Origin of the sequence: Rhodocista pekingensis, from assembly GCF_042665545.1 — a bacterium.
GTDB lineage: Bacteria > Pseudomonadota > Alphaproteobacteria > Azospirillales > Azospirillaceae > Rhodocista > Rhodocista pekingensis.
On sequence record NZ_JBHTCM010000018.1, the window covers coordinates 209,441 to 227,558 of the forward strand.

Annotated in this window: 7 protein-coding genes, 3 pseudogenes and 1 CRISPR repeat array; of the genes and pseudogenes, 6 read left to right on the top strand and 4 right to left on the bottom strand. The window is 68.4% G+C overall.

Features of this window, described 5'->3' with window-relative positions; genetic code table 11:
• Positions 1-9 precede the first annotated feature (9 nt).
• On the bottom strand, positions 10-1,734 hold the full coding sequence (locus ACFQPS_RS16405) for a type I-E CRISPR-associated protein Cse1/CasA (RefSeq protein ID WP_377360296.1): 1,725 nt from the start codon (positions 1,732-1,734) through the stop codon (positions 10-12).
• A 142-nt stretch (positions 1,735-1,876) separates the two neighbouring features.
• Here ACFQPS_RS16405 and cas3 point away from each other — a divergent pair, with 142 nt between their 5' ends.
• The 3 genes and pseudogenes from cas3 to ACFQPS_RS16420 all read left to right on the top strand — a co-directional run bounded on the left by cas3 (position 1,877) and on the right by ACFQPS_RS16420 (position 6,219).
• Complete coding sequence (gene cas3 / locus ACFQPS_RS16410; protein WP_377360297.1) at positions 1,877-4,708, top strand: CRISPR-associated helicase Cas3'; 2,832 nt, start codon at positions 1,877-1,879, stop codon at positions 4,706-4,708.
• A 329-nt stretch (positions 4,709-5,037) separates the two neighbouring features.
• Positions 5,038-5,241: pseudogene (locus tag ACFQPS_RS16415) on the top strand (Arm DNA-binding domain-containing protein); the annotation flags it as partial.
• 156 nt (positions 5,242-5,397) lie between these two features.
• Positions 5,398-6,219: a tyrosine-type recombinase/integrase gene (locus tag ACFQPS_RS16420; RefSeq protein WP_377360306.1), complete on the top strand. Its 822-nt coding sequence runs from the start codon at positions 5,398-5,400 to the stop codon at positions 6,217-6,219.
• Between the two features lie 49 nt (positions 6,220-6,268).
• On the opposite strand, the pseudogene ACFQPS_RS16425 reads toward ACFQPS_RS16420, so the two are convergent.
• The 3 genes and pseudogenes from ACFQPS_RS16425 to ACFQPS_RS16435 form a co-directional block, all read right to left on the bottom strand.
• Positions 6,269-6,517: pseudogene (locus ACFQPS_RS16425) on the bottom strand (IS5/IS1182 family transposase); the annotation flags it as partial.
• Positions 6,518-6,833: 316 nt separating this feature from the next.
• On the bottom strand, positions 6,834-7,979 hold the full coding sequence (locus ACFQPS_RS16430) for an IS110 family RNA-guided transposase (protein ID WP_377360298.1): 1,146 nt from the start codon (positions 7,977-7,979) through the stop codon (positions 6,834-6,836).
• Positions 7,980-8,051: 72 nt separating this feature from the next.
• Positions 8,052-8,610, bottom strand: a pseudogene (locus ACFQPS_RS16435) (transposase); the annotation flags it as partial.
• 852 nt (positions 8,611-9,462) lie between these two features.
• Here ACFQPS_RS16435 and cas9 point away from each other — a divergent pair.
• The 3 genes from cas9 to cas2 are packed head-to-tail and all read left to right on the top strand — an operon-like array spanning position 9,463 to position 14,015.
• Positions 9,463-12,762, top strand: coding sequence for a type II CRISPR RNA-guided endonuclease Cas9 (cas9, locus tag ACFQPS_RS16440; RefSeq protein WP_377360299.1), 3,300 nt, complete (start codon positions 9,463-9,465; stop codon positions 12,760-12,762).
• A 3-nt stretch (positions 12,763-12,765) separates the two neighbouring features.
• Entirely contained in the window at positions 12,766-13,698 is a 933-nt protein-coding gene (cas1, locus tag ACFQPS_RS16445; RefSeq protein ID WP_377360300.1) for a type II CRISPR-associated endonuclease Cas1, read from the top strand.
• Between the two features lie 14 nt (positions 13,699-13,712).
• The gene (cas2, locus tag ACFQPS_RS16450; RefSeq protein ID WP_377360301.1) at positions 13,713-14,015 is read left to right on the top strand and encodes a CRISPR-associated endonuclease Cas2; all 303 of its coding nucleotides are present in this window, start codon (positions 13,713-13,715) and stop codon (positions 14,013-14,015) included.
• A gap of 73 nt (positions 14,016-14,088) precedes the next feature.
• A CRISPR array of direct repeats spans positions 14,089-18,027; the repeat unit is 36 nt; unit sequence AGTTTAGCCGATGGGAACTCGCGGTCCAGCCGCAAC.
• Positions 18,028-18,118: the final 91 nt, after the last annotated feature.

Here is an 18,118-nt window from a genome sequence, read left to right on the forward strand (position 1 = left end):
GGACCCCGTTCAGTCGTCGGATTTCAGGATGTGTCCCAGCCGTCCCAGCAGCCGGTCGCGCTCCGCCGGGATGGAGAAGCGGTCGTCTGATGTCAGCGCCTTGTCGGTGACGCCGGTCGGGTCGACGGGGAAGGCTTCGTCGAACAGCGCCAGCGCCAGCCGGCCGGTCCGCTTCAGCAGGTCGGTCCGCGACTCCGTCGCCGCGGCCTGCCGTGCCGCCCGGTCGGCGATGTCGCGGGCCAGGGCAGCCAGGGCGGCGGCGTGCTCCGTCGCCTGCCCGTCCACCGCGGCCAGCAGGGCATCGCCCAGCGTGTCGGCCAGGGCGGCGGAGCCGTCCCGTCGCCCCTTGGTCACGGCCGCCCGGACGGAGATCTGGAGCGCGCCCGCCATCTCCTTCACCCGGCCGACATCCTTGGACACGACCTCGCCCAGCCAGGACTGCCGCTCCGCCGGCAGGTGCCACAGCGGCAGTTCCCGCTGGCTCATGCCGCCGACGGCCTTGCCGAACGGGTACTGGGCGAAGACCCGGACCCGCACGGACCCGTCCTCCATCAGCGCGGTCGCCCGCGTGCCCCCGTCGGACAGTTCCGCCGCCCCCGCCGCGCCGGCCTTGAACTGTCGCAGCACCGGCGGCAGCCGGCGCACCTTGCCCTGCGGCCTGTCCTTCCGGTCCGGCGCCCGCTCCTCGTCTTTCAGCATGGCGGACTCCAGCCAGTCGTCGAAGCGCAGGGGGCCGCGGGCGCGGAGGAACTGCGGCGGGGCGTCCGGCTTGGCCGCATCCTCGATCCGGACCATGGCGGGGAACCACCAGCCGTCGGGCTGGTACTGCAATCCCTTGGGCCAGCGGCTGTAGCCGGTGAAGACCGGCCCCTCCCTTCCCGTCAGGTCGCACCGGCCCTGGACCGGCGGCGCCAGAAGATACCGGCGGGGCATGGGGATGTGGGCGGGGTGCAGGGCGGCGCGGTTCATCGGCCGGGCGGCCCCGTCCTCCTTGCGGCCCAGGGGCATGCCGGGCAGGGCGGGGTCCAGCCAGGGAAAGGCCGTGGGATCATCCGGCCGGGCCGGCCAGACGGCATCGCCGCCGCCCTCCGCCCCCCGGGTCAGGACGTTCAGCCAGATCGTTTCCCACAGAGTACGGCCGATCAACTGGAACTTGATGCTGTCGGCCCCGTGCGGCAGGCCCAGATAGCCGCCGCCGCCCGGCGGGAACAGCACCATGTGCGCGTACAGCACCGGCAGGATGGGGCCGGCCCCGATGGCCGTCACGCTGCCGCGCCGGATGAAGAAGTCGGCATCCTTTTTCACCGCTTCCCCGGTCGGCAGATCGGGCAGCAGGGCGGCGATGGGCAGGGCGCCGGCTTCCTCCTCCTCCCCGTCCTCTTCCGCCTCGGACGCGGGCTTTCTGGCCGGTTTCTTCGCGGCCGCCTCCGCCAGACGCTCCGGGGCGGGTCGGACCTGCAACGCCGGATGGGTCGGGTGGTCCAGCCGGAACGTCTCCCGGTAGGGCGCCAGGGCCGCGGCCAGCGCCTCCGGTCCCGGCGGCTCGACCAGCATCCGGCGCCACGCCGTCGCATCCTCCGGCGCCAGGGCCGCTTGCAGGATGTCCCGCATCAGGAACTCGAATCCCCGGTCCGCCAGCGGGTGCCCCAGGCGCACGCCCAGGATCGGGTCATCCCCGTAGCGGGAGGTCAGCTCCAGCGGCGTGGCGACGCCGGGGCCGGAGCGTCGGTCCACGGGAATTTGACAGTCGAACCAGTACATATCGCCCCCGTTCGTCGTCTGTTCACACCAAAGGCGGATGCGGTGGTAAAAGGGTACGTACTATGGTGGTAGGATGCGGCGCCGAAATATGCGGCGCAATGCCCAGGTGTCGGTGATGGCGGATATCTTCTCCCGCTGGGGCAAGGCCCGCAGCGGTCTGCATCTCCTGGTGTTTCATCTGCTGGACGTTGCCGCTGTTCTGGATGCGGGGTTCGAGCGGCGGCCGGCGCTGCTCGCCCGCCTTGCGGACGGGCTGGGCCTGGACCGGGACACGGCCCGGGCGATGCTGCTGACCGTCCTGGCGCTGCACGACATCGGCAAGGTGGCGACCGGGTTCCAGGCGTCGGACCGGGAGGCGGCCCTGGCGCTGGGCCTTGACCTGACCGGACAGGAGCGGATGCGGGAGCATCACAGCGCGGTCGGTCAGGTGCTGCTGTCGCGGCTGCTGGCCCGGCACCGCGCCGGATCGGGCCTGCCCGACGGGGGCGTGGCGGCGCTGCCGGTGATGCAGGAGCTGTTCACCCTCTCCACCGGCCATCACGGGCGGCCCGTCCTGGACCTGCCGAAGTTCCGTGTGCTGACGGAGACGGGGGCGCTGACCGACGACGACATGGACATCGCCGCGGCGCTGGTCCGGGCGGTGGCGGAACTGTTCGGCTGGCGGCAGGGGATTCCGGACGGGGAGGGGCTGAAGCGTCTGTCGCCGCTGCTGAACGGGCTGTTCACGCTCTGCGACTGGCTGGGGTCCTCCGGCCATTTCGCCTGTCGGGTCCAGCCGCAGGAGCTGCGCGCCTATTATGAGGACACGGCCCTGCCGACGGCGCGGCGGATGCTGGACGCCCTCAGGCCGACACCCTTCGGACGGCTGACGCCGCGGCCGCCCGCCGGCTTCGCCGCGCTGTTCCCCCGGCTGGGGCGGGACGGGGCGCCGGCGGTGCCGACGCCGTTGCAGGCCCTGGCCGACCGGCTGTTCACGGCCGACGCCCTGCCCGACGGACCGCTGCTGACGATCATCGAGGACCTGCCCGGTGCGGGAAAGACCGAGGCCGGGGACCTGATCACGCACCGGCTGATCGCGCTTGACCGGGCGGACGGCGCCTATGTCGGCCTGCCCACGATGGCGACCGCGGACGCCGCCTTCGCCCGCAGGTTCGACCGCGCCGGCGGCCTGGATTTCGGGGCCGCCCTGTTCACGGAGGTGCCGCAGGTGGTCCTGGCCCACAGCCGCCGCCACCGCACCCCGGGTTACGCCGTCACCCCGACCCGCGCGGGACTGGAGGAGGGGGAGGGCTATGCCCTGGACTGGTTCAACCGCTCCTCCCGCCGGGCCCTGCTGACGGACCTGGGGGTGGGCACGGTGGACCAGGCGCTGGCCGGCGCCCTGCGCGCCCGCTACGCCACGGTGCGGCTGGCGGGGCTGTGGCGCAAGGTCCTGCTGGTGGACGAGGTCCACGCCTATGACAGCTACATGCAGACTCTGCTGCACGCGCTGCTGCGCTGGCAGGGCCGGATGGGCGATCCGGTGGTGCTGATGTCCGCCACCCTGCCCGCCCGCCTGCGCCAGGACCTGGTCCGCGCCTATGCCGAGGGGGCGGGCTGGGCCGACGTGGCGGCCATGGCGGAGCGGACCCGGCCGGGCGCCTATCCCCTGCTGACCCTGGTCAGCGGGCAGGGCATCGCCCAGCACCCGCTGGCCCCCGTCTCCGGCCCCGGCACCCGCCCCGTGCGGTTCGAGCCGGCGCACGACCTGGACACGGTGGAGGACCGCCTCCGCGGCTGGCTGGCGCAGGGCCGCTGCGTGCTCTGGTTCCGCAACACGGTGGACGACGCGGTGGCGGCGTGGGAGCGGCTGCGGGACCTCGATCCCCTGCTCTACCACGCCCGCTTCCTGCCGGCGGACCGGTCGCGGATCGAGGCGGCGCTGCTGGATGCCATCGGCAAGACCAGCGGGCCGTCGGCGCGGCGCGGCCGCCTGATCATCGCCACCCAGGCCGCGGAGCAGAGCCTGGACCTGGATGCGGACGAGATGGTGATCGACCTCGCCCCGGCGGACGCGGTGGTGCAGCGGCTGGGACGGCGGCGGCGCCATGCGCGGATGCCGGACGGCGCGCCCGCCCCCGACGGGGTCGAGCGCCGGCCCGACGGCCCGGTCCTCCTGCTGACGCCGCGGCCCGACCGGCCCGGCCCGGCCTGGTACCGCAGCCTGTTCAGCGGGGCGGCCCGGATCTATGCCGACGATGCGCGGCTGTGGCTGACCGCGCGCTACCTTCTCGATCCGGGCGCGCTTCCCGCCCGCCGCCCCGGCCTGCCGCCCGATGCCCTGATCCTGGCCGACGATCTGCGCCCGCTGATGGAGGCGGTCTATGCCGAGGAACCGGCTGGAGTCCCCGATGCCCTGACGGCCCGGCACCTCGCGGCGGAAGGTGCCGATCTCTCCAGGAGGCAACGGGGCCGGGTGGCGCGCCTCTCCTTCCGCCAGGGGCTGCGGGAGGAGTGGGCGCAGTCCGCCGAACAGGCGGAGCCGACGGAGGACGATCCGCGGACCCGCCTGATCGACAGCCACACCGTCCTGCTGGCGACCGACGGCGACGGGCCGCCGCGCTTCCTCGGGGCCGGGGACGACCGGGCGTTCAGCGTGGTGGAAGCCTCCGAATGCCGCTGCCCCCGGCGGCTGGCACCGCTCGGCGGCCAGGACGCCCTGGTGCCGCAGCTCCTGACGGACGGGCTGGCCGACGCCGACCGGCGCAAGGCCGGCCGCGCGCCCGTGATCTGGCTGCGGCCGGCGGGCGACGGCGTCTGGCGCGGCCGGGCGCTGGACCTCTCCGATGCGGAGGAAACCGATGGGCGGCCGGGCTCACCGGCACCCGCGACGGAGGTCATCGTCGAATACTGCCGGACACGGGGCCTGCGGGTCCTGCCGCAACGGCAGGCGGAACCGCCGGCCTGACCGAAGGAATCGGCCGGCCGCGACGGGCAGGTCAGGTATTCCGGAGAGTGTCAAGGAAGCTGGCGGACCCGGCGAGATTCGAACTCACGACCTCTGCCTTCGGAGGATGCTCGTTTTTGTTTCCCCGGATTTTCCCGAATTTGCCCGTGTTTCCCAACCCATTGATCTGATGCAGTTTTCGGCCCATTCCCGTTGGTACGGCTTTCTCAGGGTTTTCCCGTGTTTGCTCCCTGGTGATTCCGCAGTGATTCCGCAGCGCCCGGGGAAGAGGTCATGCCCAAGCTCACGAAACGCGTCATCGACGCGCTCACCCCCAGCCCAAAGATTACTTTGCCTGGGATGATGAGGTGCCCGGCTTCGGGATCCGGGTATTCGCGTCCGGGAAAAAGAGCTACGTGCTCCAATACCGCCATGGAAGCCGTCTGCGTCAGATGGCAATCGGCCGTCACGGGCCGGTGACTCCGGAGGAGGCAAGGCGCCAGGCGCGTATCCTGCGGGCCGATGTCTATCGGGGTGAGGACCCGGCAGGCGCCCGCCAAGCGGAGCGGAAGGCCATCACCCTTCGGCAGCTTTGCGAGGACTACCTGTCGGATATCGAAAGCGGGCTGCTTCTGACGCGATTGGGTCGGCAGAAGAAAGCGTCCACCCTCGCCACGGATCGCGGACGTATTCACCGGCACATCATTCCCTTGGTTGGGAAGAGGCTGGTCAAGGATCTGACGTCGCCGGACATCGTGGCGTTCCAGCGCGATGTCTTGGCTGGCAAAACTGCCTCCGTGATCAAGACCAAGCCGCATGGGAAGGCGGTCGTCCGCGGTGGGCCCGGCACCGCGGCAAGGACCGTCGGGCTACTTGGCGCCATCCTGACCTATGCCCGCTCGAAGGGCCTGATTGATAGCAACCCAATGCATGGAGTCCAAAAGCCGGCTGATCGCCGGCGTGACGTGAAGATCACGCCCGCGCTGTATGCAGCCTTGGGCAAGGCGTTAGCGGATGCAGAAGCCGCCGGTGTGAACCCGATCCCCATCCGGATCGCGCGAGTCCTGGCCCTGAGTGGCTGCCGCCGGGGTGAGATCGAGAAGCTCAGGTGGTCCGAGGCCGACTTCGAAAACCGGTGCCTTGTGCTGGCAGAGACAAAGACCGGCGGTTCGGTGAGACCCCTGGGCTCGGCGGTGCTTGATCTGCTGGATGAGCAGCGCGCTTTCAGCCGGCGGGGCTATGTCTTCAGCCTTGATGGAGGAAAGGCGCCTTATCGAGGTTTCCCTAAGGCTTGGCAGCGGATGATCGGCGGCACGGAGGTGGAGCATCTCATCCCGCACGGGCTGCGCCATGGCTTTGCAAGCGTCGCAGCGGAACTCGGCTATAGCGATCCTGTTATTGGGGCGATCCTGGGGCATAGTTCGGGGACCGTGACCAGCCGATACACGCATCTGCCGGACGCGACCCTGGTTCATGCTGCGGACCAGATCTCGTCCACGCTGCTGATCCGCCTACGCGGGAGCCCTCCGTAACCTTGTGAACGAGTTTTGTGATGAAACTTCAACTGGCTAGGGCCGGGACTCATAACCAGTAGCTGACGACGGCGGCGATCTGGACGGCGGCGAGGAAGTTGACGGCCAGCCGGTCGTATCGGGTGGCGATGCGGCGGAAGTCCTTCAGTCGGTTGGCCATGCGCTCGATGGCGTTGCGGCTGCGGTAGAGGTAGGGGGAGAAGCAACTCTTCCAGCGGCGGTTCACCTTGGGCGGAATGTTGGGCGCAGCGCCCTTGGCTTCGATCTTCCGGCGCATGACGTTGCTGTCATAGCCCTCACATGAGGGTTCCGGTCGTCAAGCCATCATCGTTTCCTCCTCGTGGCGGGCCGCCGCGGCATCGCGCGCACCACTTTCGCATCCGGACGCGAGCCCCCTTCGCCATGCGGGCACCGAGGCCCGCATCTCCTCACATCCGGTCGGAGCCCATCGGGCGTCCGGACCATGATCCCTCATGCACGAGGTCCCGGGGCTCGGGAAGGGCAGGATCCATCTTTTACTGCGGCGTCTCGCAGCCAGGGTTACGGACGATCGCTGCCCGCCCGGACCCGCCGCGGCGATCGGCTCGCCCCGGCGGATGCGGTTCCGTCTCGGCTCAGGCCTTCAGGACGGCGCCTTCCGGCACCACGCCCTCGCTCACGTAGCGCCACAGCGCCACCAGGAGCTTGCGCGCCATCGCCACGATCGCGATGCGCCGGACCCGCCCGCCGGCCCGGCCGGCGCGCTCACGGAACCACCGGCTCGCCGCCGTGTCGGGCTGGTGGCGCAGCCACATCCAGGCCAGCTCGACCATGGTCCGGCGCAGGCGCGGGTTGCCCGCCTTCGAGATGCCTTGCTCGCGGTCGATGCCGCCGCTCTTCCATGGGCTCGGCGCCAAGCCGGCGTAGGCCGCCACCTCGCGGCGGTTGCCGAAGTGCCGGAAGAACGCCTCCAGCCCCAGCGCCGTCGCGAACTCCGGGCCGATGCCCTTCAGGCGCATCAGGAGTGGGACCGGGTCGGCGGGCGACGCCTCCTCCGCCTCGCGGGCGGCCAGGAGGAGGCGGTCCCGCTCGGCCTCCACCGAGGAGAGCTGGGAGAGCACCAGCTCGAGGCGGTCGAGCTCCCGGCCGATCTCGGCCGCCAGCCAGGGCGGCAGCGGGCGCCCGTCACCGGTGCACAGCGCGACCAGCCTGACCTTGCGGTCGGCGCGCATCGGCTCGTAGTCGATGATCCCTTGGCCGCCCAGCAGGACCTTGACCCGATTTGTGTGCCGGATGCGCTCCTTCATCAGGTTCTCGCGCTCGCGCGCGACCCGGCGCAGGTCCTCGTCCTCCGGGGTCGGCGGCGGCACCATCGAGCACACCCGCCGCTCGCCCCTGGCATGGGCCATCAGGGCGCGCAGCAGTCCCTCGGCGTCGATGGCGTCGGTCTTGGCCCGCCTCTGACGGCGATCAACCTGCAAGGAGGCGGCGTGGACGACGTGGCTGTCGACGCCGTTCGCGACCAGCAGCCGATGGAGCCAGAAGCCGTCGAGCCCCGCCTCCTGGATCGTGACCACGGCGAGCCCCGTGCCGACGCGGCGCTCGGCGTCCTCCTTCACCTTGGCCAGCAGCGCGATCAGCCCCGCCCCGTCACCGGCCTCGACGCGGTGCTTGCTGACCTTGATCCAGCCCGGTGCGCTGACGGCCACGAGCCAACTGGAGCGACTCAGTTCCAGGGCCACGAAGATGGTGCGGTCGCTCGGGGTGCCGTGTGCAAGCATGCGTCGCCTCCTCCGTTGGGATCGGCGGGCATTCTACTCATCCGCTCCCGCCGCCAATCACCCCCATAGGATCTTGTCCGCCCGCAGCGCGATGCGGTGGTGGCCGGGCACGGCCTCGACCATGGCGATGGCCGCCTCACGCTCGACCCGACCCGCCGCCGAAGGCAGCCTGGCCACCTCGACCAGGCCGGAGTGGTTCTCCATCAGCAGAGGCCCCTATGGGCCAGCTTCGCTCCTTGCCGGGACCCTTGCGGTAGAGCGTGGCATCCGGGTCAGTGGTGGAGGCATGCGTCTCGTTGCTGCGCCGTTCGCCGTGGAAGTCGCGCTCGGCATTACGGCCGGGTCCGGGCGGTTCGTCATCCCCGTCCTTGGGCCGGAAGCTCTTCACGCCGGCCCAGGCCTCGATCAGCGTGCCGTCGACCGGGAAAGGCTCGTCCGAGAGCAGGCCGCGCACCTTGGCATGGCCGGTGACCGCCGCCAGGAACCGCTGGGCGATGTCGCCGTCCAGCAGGCGGTCGCGGTTCTTGGAGAACACCGTTGGGTGCCAGACCTCGTCATCGCTCCCGAGCCCGACAAACCAGCGGCACAGCAGAGCGTAGTCCAGCTGCTCCATCAGCTGGCGCTCCGAGCGCGCACCTCAGGTGAGAACTTGTTCGTCGTCCGGTTCGTCATGACCCCATCCTCTCAGGAGTTGGGGGCCTCCGGCAAACCCGGGGCGGTTCAGTTCCGTCAGTTCGGGCCGGGGGGCTGGGAAACGAAAGGGGGCGGCCGAAGCCGCCCCGGATTTCGTGCCATGACCGACCGGGGCCGGAAGGCTTGTTAACGGCTGGACCGCGAGTTCCCATCGGCTAAACGGGTTGGTCACCGTTACGGGAAAACTAAACCAGATTTGCAACGGCCGTCAACCTTCGCCTATGGTTCGCGAAGAGGGGTCGCAGCCGCAACTACGAGCACGATCCGACTTTGCGTTCCAAGGACGACGGCGCATTAGATGCCACATCGGGCGGCCCTATGCAAAAGCTCATGTTCTGCCCGACAGCCTGTGGTTAATAACTATCAAAGCCGAATGTGCTCGTAAAACACTTTTCTTGACGGGCGGCTGCGGTAGCCTCACTCTCCCGTACAGGTGAGCCGATGGGAATCACCGGAAAGGAGCGGGTCATGCGCCACACGCGCAAAACCAGAAGAACGTGAGTGGCCGGCTCTCGCATGCCGCAATGGATGCACTGGCCGCCCTCCACCTTGAGCCCTTAAGCCCAACCGCAGCCCGGCGACGTGTGGACTAGCCCTCCGCACGTCGCCGATTTTTTTTACCTCATCGCAGCGGCATTGGCGAGAAAGTTGACGATCTTGCATTTTGTACTTTTTTTATTGAAATTCCTATTCTTGTTAGGTGCCGTTGGTGATGCCTGGTCCGAGGAGCTAGCAAAACATGAACCAGATCCAAGGGGCTCGTCGTTCCGTTGACGACGACGCCGACAAGATGTCAAAACCCCTGCACTACCGCATCGGCATCGATCTGGGCACGAACTCGCTGGGGTGGTGCTGCATCGCCCTGGATGCGGATGGGAACCCGGTGCGTCTTCTCCCTCATGGGCTTGGCGTCCGGATCTTTCCGGACGGGCGCGATCCTCAATCGCAGCAGTCGCTGGCCGCGGATCGGCGGCTGGCACGTCAGGCGCGGCGGCGGCGCGACCGCAGCTTGCGGCGCAAGCGTGACCTGCTGCGCGCCCTTGTCGCCCAGGGGCTGATGCCCGCCGACCCGACGGCGCGCAAGGTCTTAGAGGCGCTGGAGCCCTATGATCTGCGCCGCCGCGCCCTGTCCGAACGGCTGGAGCCGCACGCGCTCGGCCGGGCCCTGTTCCATCTGGGCCAGCGCCGCGGCTTCAAATCCATGCGCGTGGCGGGCGAAGAGGACAACGAGAAGGGGGCCATCGATGCCGGGATCGCCCAGCTGGTCGAGGAGATGGCGGCGACGGAGGCGGTGACGGTTGGTGCCTATCTGCGCCACCGGCTGGATGCAGGACAACCGGCCCGCGCCCGGCCGATGCGGACCGGGGTAAAGGTCAGCTACCCCTTCTATCCCGCCCGTCGCCTGATCGAAGCGGAGTTCGACGCGATCCGCGCGGCCCAGGTGCCGCACCACCCGGACGTGTCCGACGCAGGCTGGGATGAGATCCGCCGGACCATGTTCCGCCAGCGTGATCTGAAGCCGGTCAAGCCGGGACGCTGCACCCTGTATCCGGAGGATGAGCGCGCGCCTTGGGCACTGCCGATCGCCCAGACCTTCCGCATCCTGCATGAACTCTCAAATCTGCGCTGGCAGACCGACCCGCGCCAGGCGCCCTGTCCCCTGGACCCGGACCAGAGGCTGAAGCTTCTCCGGGCGCTTCAGGCCCATGAGGGACTGACCTTCGCCAAGATCCGTAAGACCGCCGGCCTGCCGGGGGGGGCGGAGATCAACCTGGAGGATGAGAAGCGTGACGGGCTGGACGGGGATGAGACGGCCGCCATCCTGCGCGGCAAGGGCAAGCGGGTGCGGCTGGGGAGCGCCTGGGATGCCATGCCGCCCGACCGGCGCACGGCCCTGGTGGAGCTGTGGCTGAGGGAGCAGGACGAGGAGAAACTGACCGCCGCCCTCCAGGCGGAATTCGGCCTGGATGCGGAGACTGCGCGCAAGGTCGTCGCCGCACCGCTGCCGCAGGGGCATTGCCGTCTCGGCCGCCGTGCGCTCGCCGTCATCGTCCCGCTGATGGAAGGGGGAAAGAGCTTCCCGGAGGCCGCCGCCGCCCTGGGCCTGCACCATTCCGACCTGCGCGGCCATATGACGGACCGGTCGGTCCTGCCCTATTACGGGGAGGCGTGCGAGCGCTTCGTCGCCTTCGGGTCGGGTGAGCCGGCCGACCGGGAGCGCGGGGATGAAACGGCGTTCTTCGGTCGGGTGCCGAACCCGACCGTCCACATGGCGCTCAACCAGCTGCGCGTTGTCCTGAACGCCATCATCGCCGAACACGGCAAGCCGACGGAGATCGTCGTCGAGCTGGCCCGCGATCTGAAGCGGTCGGCCCGCGAGCGGGCGGAGGCGCAGAAGAAGCAGGCGGAGAACCAGCGCGCCAATGAGGCTCGGGACAAGATCATCCGGGAGTACGGCCTGGAACCGTCGGGCGAGCTGCGCACCCGCCTGAAGCTGTGGGAGGAGCAGGGGCCACCCCATGACCGCCCCTGCCCCTATACCGGCCAACAGATCGGCATCAAGCAGCTGTTCTCCGCCGCGGTGGAGATCGACCATATCCTGCCCTTCAGCCGGTCCTTCGACGACTCACTGAACAACCGCGTCGTCTGCCTGCGCGAGGCCAACCGCGCCAAGCGCAACAAGACCCCGTTCGAGGCCTTCGGCCCGGGCCAGCCCCGCCCGCCCGGCATCGCCCCGTGGGAAGAGATCGAGGCCTGGGCCAAACGCAACCGCAACAAGGGCAAGCGCTGGCGGTTCGAGCCGGAGGCGATGCACCGCTTCGATGCCGAGGGCGGCTTCCTGGGCCGGCAGTTGAACGAGACCCGCCAGCTCTCCCGCCTTGCTCGGATCTACCTGCAGAGCCTCTTTCCCGATCCGGAGACCCAGCCGGTAGGTCGCCGCAACCCCGTGCGCGTAACCAGTGGCACGCTCACCGGTCTGTTGCGGGCCAAGTGGGGGCTGAACGGGCTGCTGGGCGACGAGAACCGCAAGACCCGCACCGACCACCGACACCACGCGGTGGACGCCGCCGTCATCGCCTGTATCGACCAGGCGACCCTGCAGAAGGTGCAGACGGCGGCCGGCCGGGCAGAGGCGTTCGAGGACAAGGTGCGCCTGCTCGATGACCTGGAGCCACCCTTCCCCACCTTCCGCGACCAGGTGGCCGCCCGCATCCACCGGGTCGCCGTTTCCCATCGGCCCGAGCACGGGCTGTCGCAGCCGAAGGACGGCGGGCCGCTCCGCAAGGGCACGGGCCGCACGTCGGGACGGCTGCATGAGGAGACGGCCTACGGCATCATCCCGCCGCACCGGCGCGACCCGGCTGCGCCGGACAGGAACCGTGACCCGGAGGGACACACGCTTGTCTACCGGAAGGGATTCGCCGACCTGAACCGCAATGAAGCCGCGCGCATCCGCGACCCGGCGCTGCGCGACGCGGTGCTCGCAGCCCTGGCACACCTGCCCGAGAAGGCCACTGCTAAAGCGGTGCGGGAGGTCCTGGACGCGTTCGCGCTGGCCCAGACCGAAACAGGCGGGCCCTGGGCCGGCTTGCGCCATGTGCGCCTGACCAAGCCGGAGAAGGACTTCATCCCGATCCACGACCGCCGCACCGGCCTGCCCTACAAGGCGGTGGTGGCGGGCGAGAACCTGTGCGTGGATGTCGTCCGCGTGCCCGACGGCAAGGGGGGTGTGCGCTGGGAGGGGCGGGGGATCACGGTTTTCGCCGGCAACCGTGGCGGCGGTCTTCCCGCCCTGGGGCCGGATGGGGTGATGCGCCTGTTCAAGGGCGACTGCGTCCGCCTGGCCGGGGAAGACACGGTATACCGTGTCGTCCAGCTTGAGGTGGCCGGCCAGCGGGTACGGCTCGCCGCCGTGCACGAGGCCGGCACGCTCCAGAAGCGGCACGACGATCCCGATGACGGGTTCCGTTGGCTGCTGATCGCCTTCGACCAGCTCCGCCGGCGCGGAGGGCGCAAGGTCAATGTCGGCCCGACGGGCCGGGTCAAGGACCCGGGTCCCCATCCCGACAGCGCGGGCGCAGGAGCGTGAAAAATGGTCGGGCGGGTGGTCGAGATCGCGGGGGAGGGGCGGCATCTGTCACTCCACCGCGGCTTCCTCCTCGTCCGGTCGGACGGGGTGGAGGTCGGTCGTGTTCCGCTGGACGACATCGCCGCGGTTGTCGCCAACGCCCATGGCCTCACCCACTCGACCAACCTTCTGCTGGCCCTGACCGAGCGGGGCATCCCCTTCGTCCTGTGTGCAGCAAACCACCAGCCGGCCGCCATTCTCTGGCCTGTTGACGGCCATCACATCCAGGCCGGGCGTATGCGTGCGCAGATCGCCGCGCGCCAGCCGCTGGTCAAGCGGTGCTGGCAGTCCCTGGTCAAGGCCAAGATCGAGAATCAAGGTGCCGTGCTCGCGGCGCTCGGCCGGCCGGCCGGTGCTTTCGACGGGCTGGCAGCGCGGGTACGATCGGGCGATCCGGACAATCTGGAGGGCCAGGCGGCACGGCGGTACTGGCCTCTCCTGCTCGGTGACGGGTTCCGGCGTGACCCCGATCTGCCCGGCACGAACGGACTGCTCAACTATGGCTATACGATCCTGCGCAGCGGTACCGCCCGTGCGGTGATGGCGGCCGGCCTGCACCCGTCCCTGGGACTGCACCACCGCAGTGCGGTCAACGCCATGGCGCTTGTTGACGACTTGATGGAACCGTTCCGGCCCCTCGCCGATCTGCTGGTGGTCCGGCTGCTGGATTCGGGCGTGTCGGAGGTGACACCGGAGGCCAAGCGGCAGCTTGCGGCCCTGCTGGAAGCCGATCTGCCGACCCGTCTGGGGCGAACCCCGGTGGTGACGTGCCTGCAACGCCTTGCCCTTTCGCTGGCGCAGATGTTCGAAACGGGGCGCGGCGCGCCTGATCTGCCGCTGTCGCCCTTGCCGCTCGACTTGGCGCCGGTCGAATCTGGCCCATCCACCCCATGCTGAGCGGGTACCGCATCATGTGGGTGATGGTGCTGTTCGACCTCCCCGTCCTGACCAAGTCCCAGCGGAAGGCAGCAACCCGGTTCCGTAATGATCTGCTCGATCTCGGCTTCGAAATGTCGCAGTTTTCCGTCTACCTGCGGCATTTCGCCGGTAAGGAGCAGGCAGAGGTGGCAGTGCGGAAGATCGGCGCGGTGGTGCCTGCCACCGGGGCGGTCCACGTTCTGACCTTCACCGACCGGCAATATGCAGCCATGGTCTGTTTCGACGGGCGCACCGTCGGCAGGAAGAAAAGCCGCGACCAGTTCGTGCTGTTCTGAGGGATTCCGCCATGTTCCAAGGAGAACCCCGACCCGCTTTCATCCATCTTTTCAATGGATTGCGTCGGGTCGGAGTTTAGCCGATGGGAACTCGCGGTCCAGCCGCAACATCCGGCAGCTCCTCCGCGGCCATCTCAGCAGTTTAGCCGATGGGAACTCGCGGTCCAGCCGCAACGCAGCCATGGCGCTGGCGCGCTCCAGCAGAAGTTTAGCCGATGGGAACTCGCGGTCCAGCCGCAACGCAGAGTTACTTCTCTTCACCGTCGGTTGTAGTTTAGCCGATGGGAACTCGCGGTCCAGCCGCAACCCGCGCCGGCAGTCGGTCGGGGCCACGTCGAGTTTAGCCGATGGGAACTCGCGGTCCAGCCGCAACCATCCGTTCGGTCGGCAGATCGTCGTCCGCAGTTTAGCCGATGGGAACTCGCGGTCCAGCCGCAACGCGCTGACGGTATGGATCAGCTTGTCCATGAGTTTAGCCGATGGGAACTCGCGGTCCAGCCGCAACTGGCCCGGGACGCGATCGGCGCGCTGCTGAAGTTTAGCCGATGGGAACTCGCGGTCCAGCCGCAACCCCGCCACCAGGGCGGACAGCGCGGCCCGCAGTTTAGCCGATGGGAACTCGCGGTCCAGCCGCAACGATCGGCTGATGCGAACGGCGTTCGCATGAAGTTTAGCCGATGGGAACTCGCGGTCCAGCCGCAACGCAGAGGCCCACGGTCAGGGCCAGCGCCAGAGTTTAGCCGATGGGAACTCGCGGTCCAGCCGCAACCAGGCCGGCCAGCGCCTCGCGCGCCCAGCTAGTTTAGCCGATGGGAACTCGCGGTCCAGCCGCAACCGCCGGCAACCGCCTGAACGCCGCCGCGGTGAGTTTAGCCGATGGGAACTCGCGGTCCAGCCGCAACCTGGGGGGGCTGACGCCTGCGGCTGGCGGGAAGTTTAGCCGATGGGAACTCGCGGTCCAGCCGCAACCCGGAACTGAAGCGTGTCCTCCGCCATGCGAGTTTAGCCGATGGGAACTCGCGGTCCAGCCGCAACCGACCTCCTCCTTGAGATGCTCTTCGCAGCAGTTTAGCCGATGGGAACTCGCGGTCCAGCCGCAACCCCCCACGGCTTCGACCACCCACCACGCGGAGTTTAGCCGATGGGAACTCGCGGTCCAGCCGCAACAAGATCCGCGCGAGCGGATGCCGCGCCAGAGAGTTTAGCCGATGGGAACTCGCGGTCCAGCCGCAACTATGTCCGCCTGCGGCGCCGTCGCCTGGGAGTTTAGCCGATGGGAACTCGCGGTCCAGCCGCAACCAGGCGCCGGGACAGATGGCCGTGATCCTGAGTTTAGCCGATGGGAACTCGCGGTCCAGCCGCAACTACCACATGCACCGCGAGCATCCCGGCGACAGTTTAGCCGATGGGAACTCGCGGTCCAGCCGCAACGATAGGCCGTTGATGCTGTTGGCCTGCTGCAGTTTAGCCGATGGGAACTCGCGGTCCAGCCGCAACGGAGCCGCGGAAGCAGCTTCGGGAGCGCCGGAGTTTAGCCGATGGGAACTCGCGGTCCAGCCGCAACGTGCTCGGGCGCGGGGGTTACCAGCCCTCGAGTTTAGCCGATGGGAACTCGCGGTCCAGCCGCAACGGGCTGCTCCGCCTACACCGGGACGGCGGCAGTTTAGCCGATGGGAACTCGCGGTCCAGCCGCAACGCTTACTCCAGCCCGACCGCGGCGCGGTACAGTTTAGCCGATGGGAACTCGCGGTCCAGCCGCAACGCCGGGTCCTGCGCGGCGCCCAGCGCAGGGAGTTTAGCCGATGGGAACTCGCGGTCCAGCCGCAACACCTCCTCCTCCGTGTTGCCCTGCTCTAGGAGTTTAGCCGATGGGAACTCGCGGTCCAGCCGCAACTGGGGGGCCGCGATCCGCTTCGCGCCCGCCAGTTTAGCCGATGGGAACTCGCGGTCCAGCCGCAACCCCCGTTGCACCAAACCGCGCAACCTTCGAAGTTTAGCCGATGGGAACTCGCGGTCCAGCCGCAACCGACACTGTATCGACTGACATGGAAGGACAAGTTTAGCCGATGGGAACTCGCGGTCCAGCCGCAACGTTCTCGTGCTGGAATGCCAGCGACCCGAAAGTTTAGCCGATGGGAACTCGCGGTCCAGCCGCAACGCAGGGCCGCGCTGTGCTGCGCGGCCTCGATAGTTTAGCCGATGGGAACTCGCGGTCCAGCCGCAACCGTGACTGGCGTCATGCGCTAAATGGGTAGAGTTTAGCCGATGGGAACTCGCGGTCCAGCCGCAACATTCGCCGCCCCCTTGCGACGCTTCACCCAAGTTTAGCCGATGGGAACTCGCGGTCCAGCCGCAACGGACCGTACAAGTGGGACACCAAGGTCGTGAGTTTAGCCGATGGGAACTCGCGGTCCAGCCGCAACACCAGCGGCGGGCTGATGTTCTGGACGCTGAGTTTAGCCGATGGGAACTCGCGGTCCAGCCGCAACCTTGTCGGTCGTGCGGTAGACACCCGACGGAGTTTAGCCGATGGGAACTCGCGGTCCAGCCGCAACGCGCCACGCGCCCACGCGTCAGATCACGACAGTTTAGCCGATGGGAACTCGCGGTCCAGCCGCAACGCCACTGATCTGCACGAAACCGCGGCCGTCAGTTTAGCCGATGGGAACTCGCGGTCCAGCCGCAACTGGCGCGGTCCATTCCGCTGGGTAGCCTTCAGTTTAGCCGATGGGAACTCGCGGTCCAGCCGCAACCCGGCCGGCCGGCCGAAATCCACGACCACCAGTTTAGCCGATGGGAACTCGCGGTCCAGCCGCAACATGTCCCGAGAGTTCCTGACGGACCAGGACAGTTTAGCCGATGGGAACTCGCGGTCCAGCCGCAACGGCGTGCCCAGCCGGTCGCCACACAGGTGCTAGTTTAGCCGATGGGAACTCGCGGTCCAGCCGCAACGCATGACATCATCCTCGGCGGTGCCGCCACGAGTTTAGCCGATGGGAACTCGCGGTCCAGCCGCAACGCGGAGGAGCTGCCGGATACGAACGGCGTTAGTTTAGCCGATGGGAACTCGCGGTCCAGCCGCAACCGCAGGTCGGGCACGGCACATGGTAGGTCTCAGTTTAGCCGATGGGAACTCGCGGTCCAGCCGCAACCTGGAGCTTGTCCTGGGTCTTCACCTGATAAGTTTAGCCGATGGGAACTCGCGGTCCAGCCGCAACCCAGAGGATGGCCCGCAGAGCCTCGGCATCGGAGTTTAGCCGATGGGAACTCGCGGTCCAGCCGCAACTTGTTGATGTGCCCACGGATCAGCTCCTGAAGTTTAGCCGATGGGAACTCGCGGTCCAGCCGCAACCACCAGCGTTGCATGGACGTGCTGGGCGCCAGTTTAGCCGATGGGAACTCGCGGTCCAGCCGCAACATGACATGGACGCGCACGGCGCCAGGAGCCAGTTTAGCCGATGGGAACTCGCGGTCCAGCCGCAACACCTTCGCTTCGTTCAGGAGCTGTGCCGCGAGTTTAGCCGATGGGAACTCGCGGTCCAGCCGCAACACCACGCACAGGCGGGAGAAGTCCTGCGCGAGTTTAGCCGATGGGAACTCGCGGTCCAGCCGCAACGCAGCAACGCACCTGCATGTGCTGTGCCCGAGTTTAGCCGATGGGAACTCGCGGTCCAGCCGCAACACCTATGCCGCCTGGACGGTCATGCTGACCAGTTTAGCCGATGGGAACTCGCGGTCCAGCCGCAACCTACCTCCGCAACAGCGGCACGGGGGAGGTAGTTTAGCCGATGGGAACTCGCGGTCCAGCCGCAACGTGACGGTCGACGGGGTCGCGGCCTCCATCAGTTTAGCCGATGGGAACTCGCGGTCCAGCCGCAACGGGGATGGGGTGCGGACGAAGGCGGTCCTGAGTTTAGCCGATGGGAACTCGCGGTCCAGCCGCAACGTAGCGGCGGTTGATGATCTTGGCGGCGGGAGTTTAGCCGATGGGAACTCGCGGTCCAGCCGCAACTTCCGGTCCTTGCGCCAGTTCCGTCAGCTTAGAGCGCGTAACGAAACCTGCGCTCGGGTGTTGGGAGAGGCATGGCAGCCCCTCTCGTATC

Excerpts from the sequence above, each read along its gene's own strand:
- cas3 (WP_377360297.1), top strand. The coding sequence starts at position 1,877 with ATGGCGGATATCTTCTCCCGCTGGGGCAAGGCCCGCAGCGGTCTGCAT.
- ACFQPS_RS16430 (WP_377360298.1), bottom strand. The coding sequence starts at position 7,979 with ATGCTTGCACACGGCACCCCGAGCGACCGCACCATCTTCGTGGCCCTG.
- cas9 (WP_377360299.1), top strand. The coding sequence starts at position 9,463 with ATGTCAAAACCCCTGCACTACCGCATCGGCATCGATCTGGGCACGAAC.
- cas1 (WP_377360300.1), top strand. The coding sequence starts at position 12,766 with ATGGTCGGGCGGGTGGTCGAGATCGCGGGGGAGGGGCGGCATCTGTCA.
- cas2 (WP_377360301.1), top strand. The coding sequence starts at position 13,713 with ATGTGGGTGATGGTGCTGTTCGACCTCCCCGTCCTGACCAAGTCCCAG.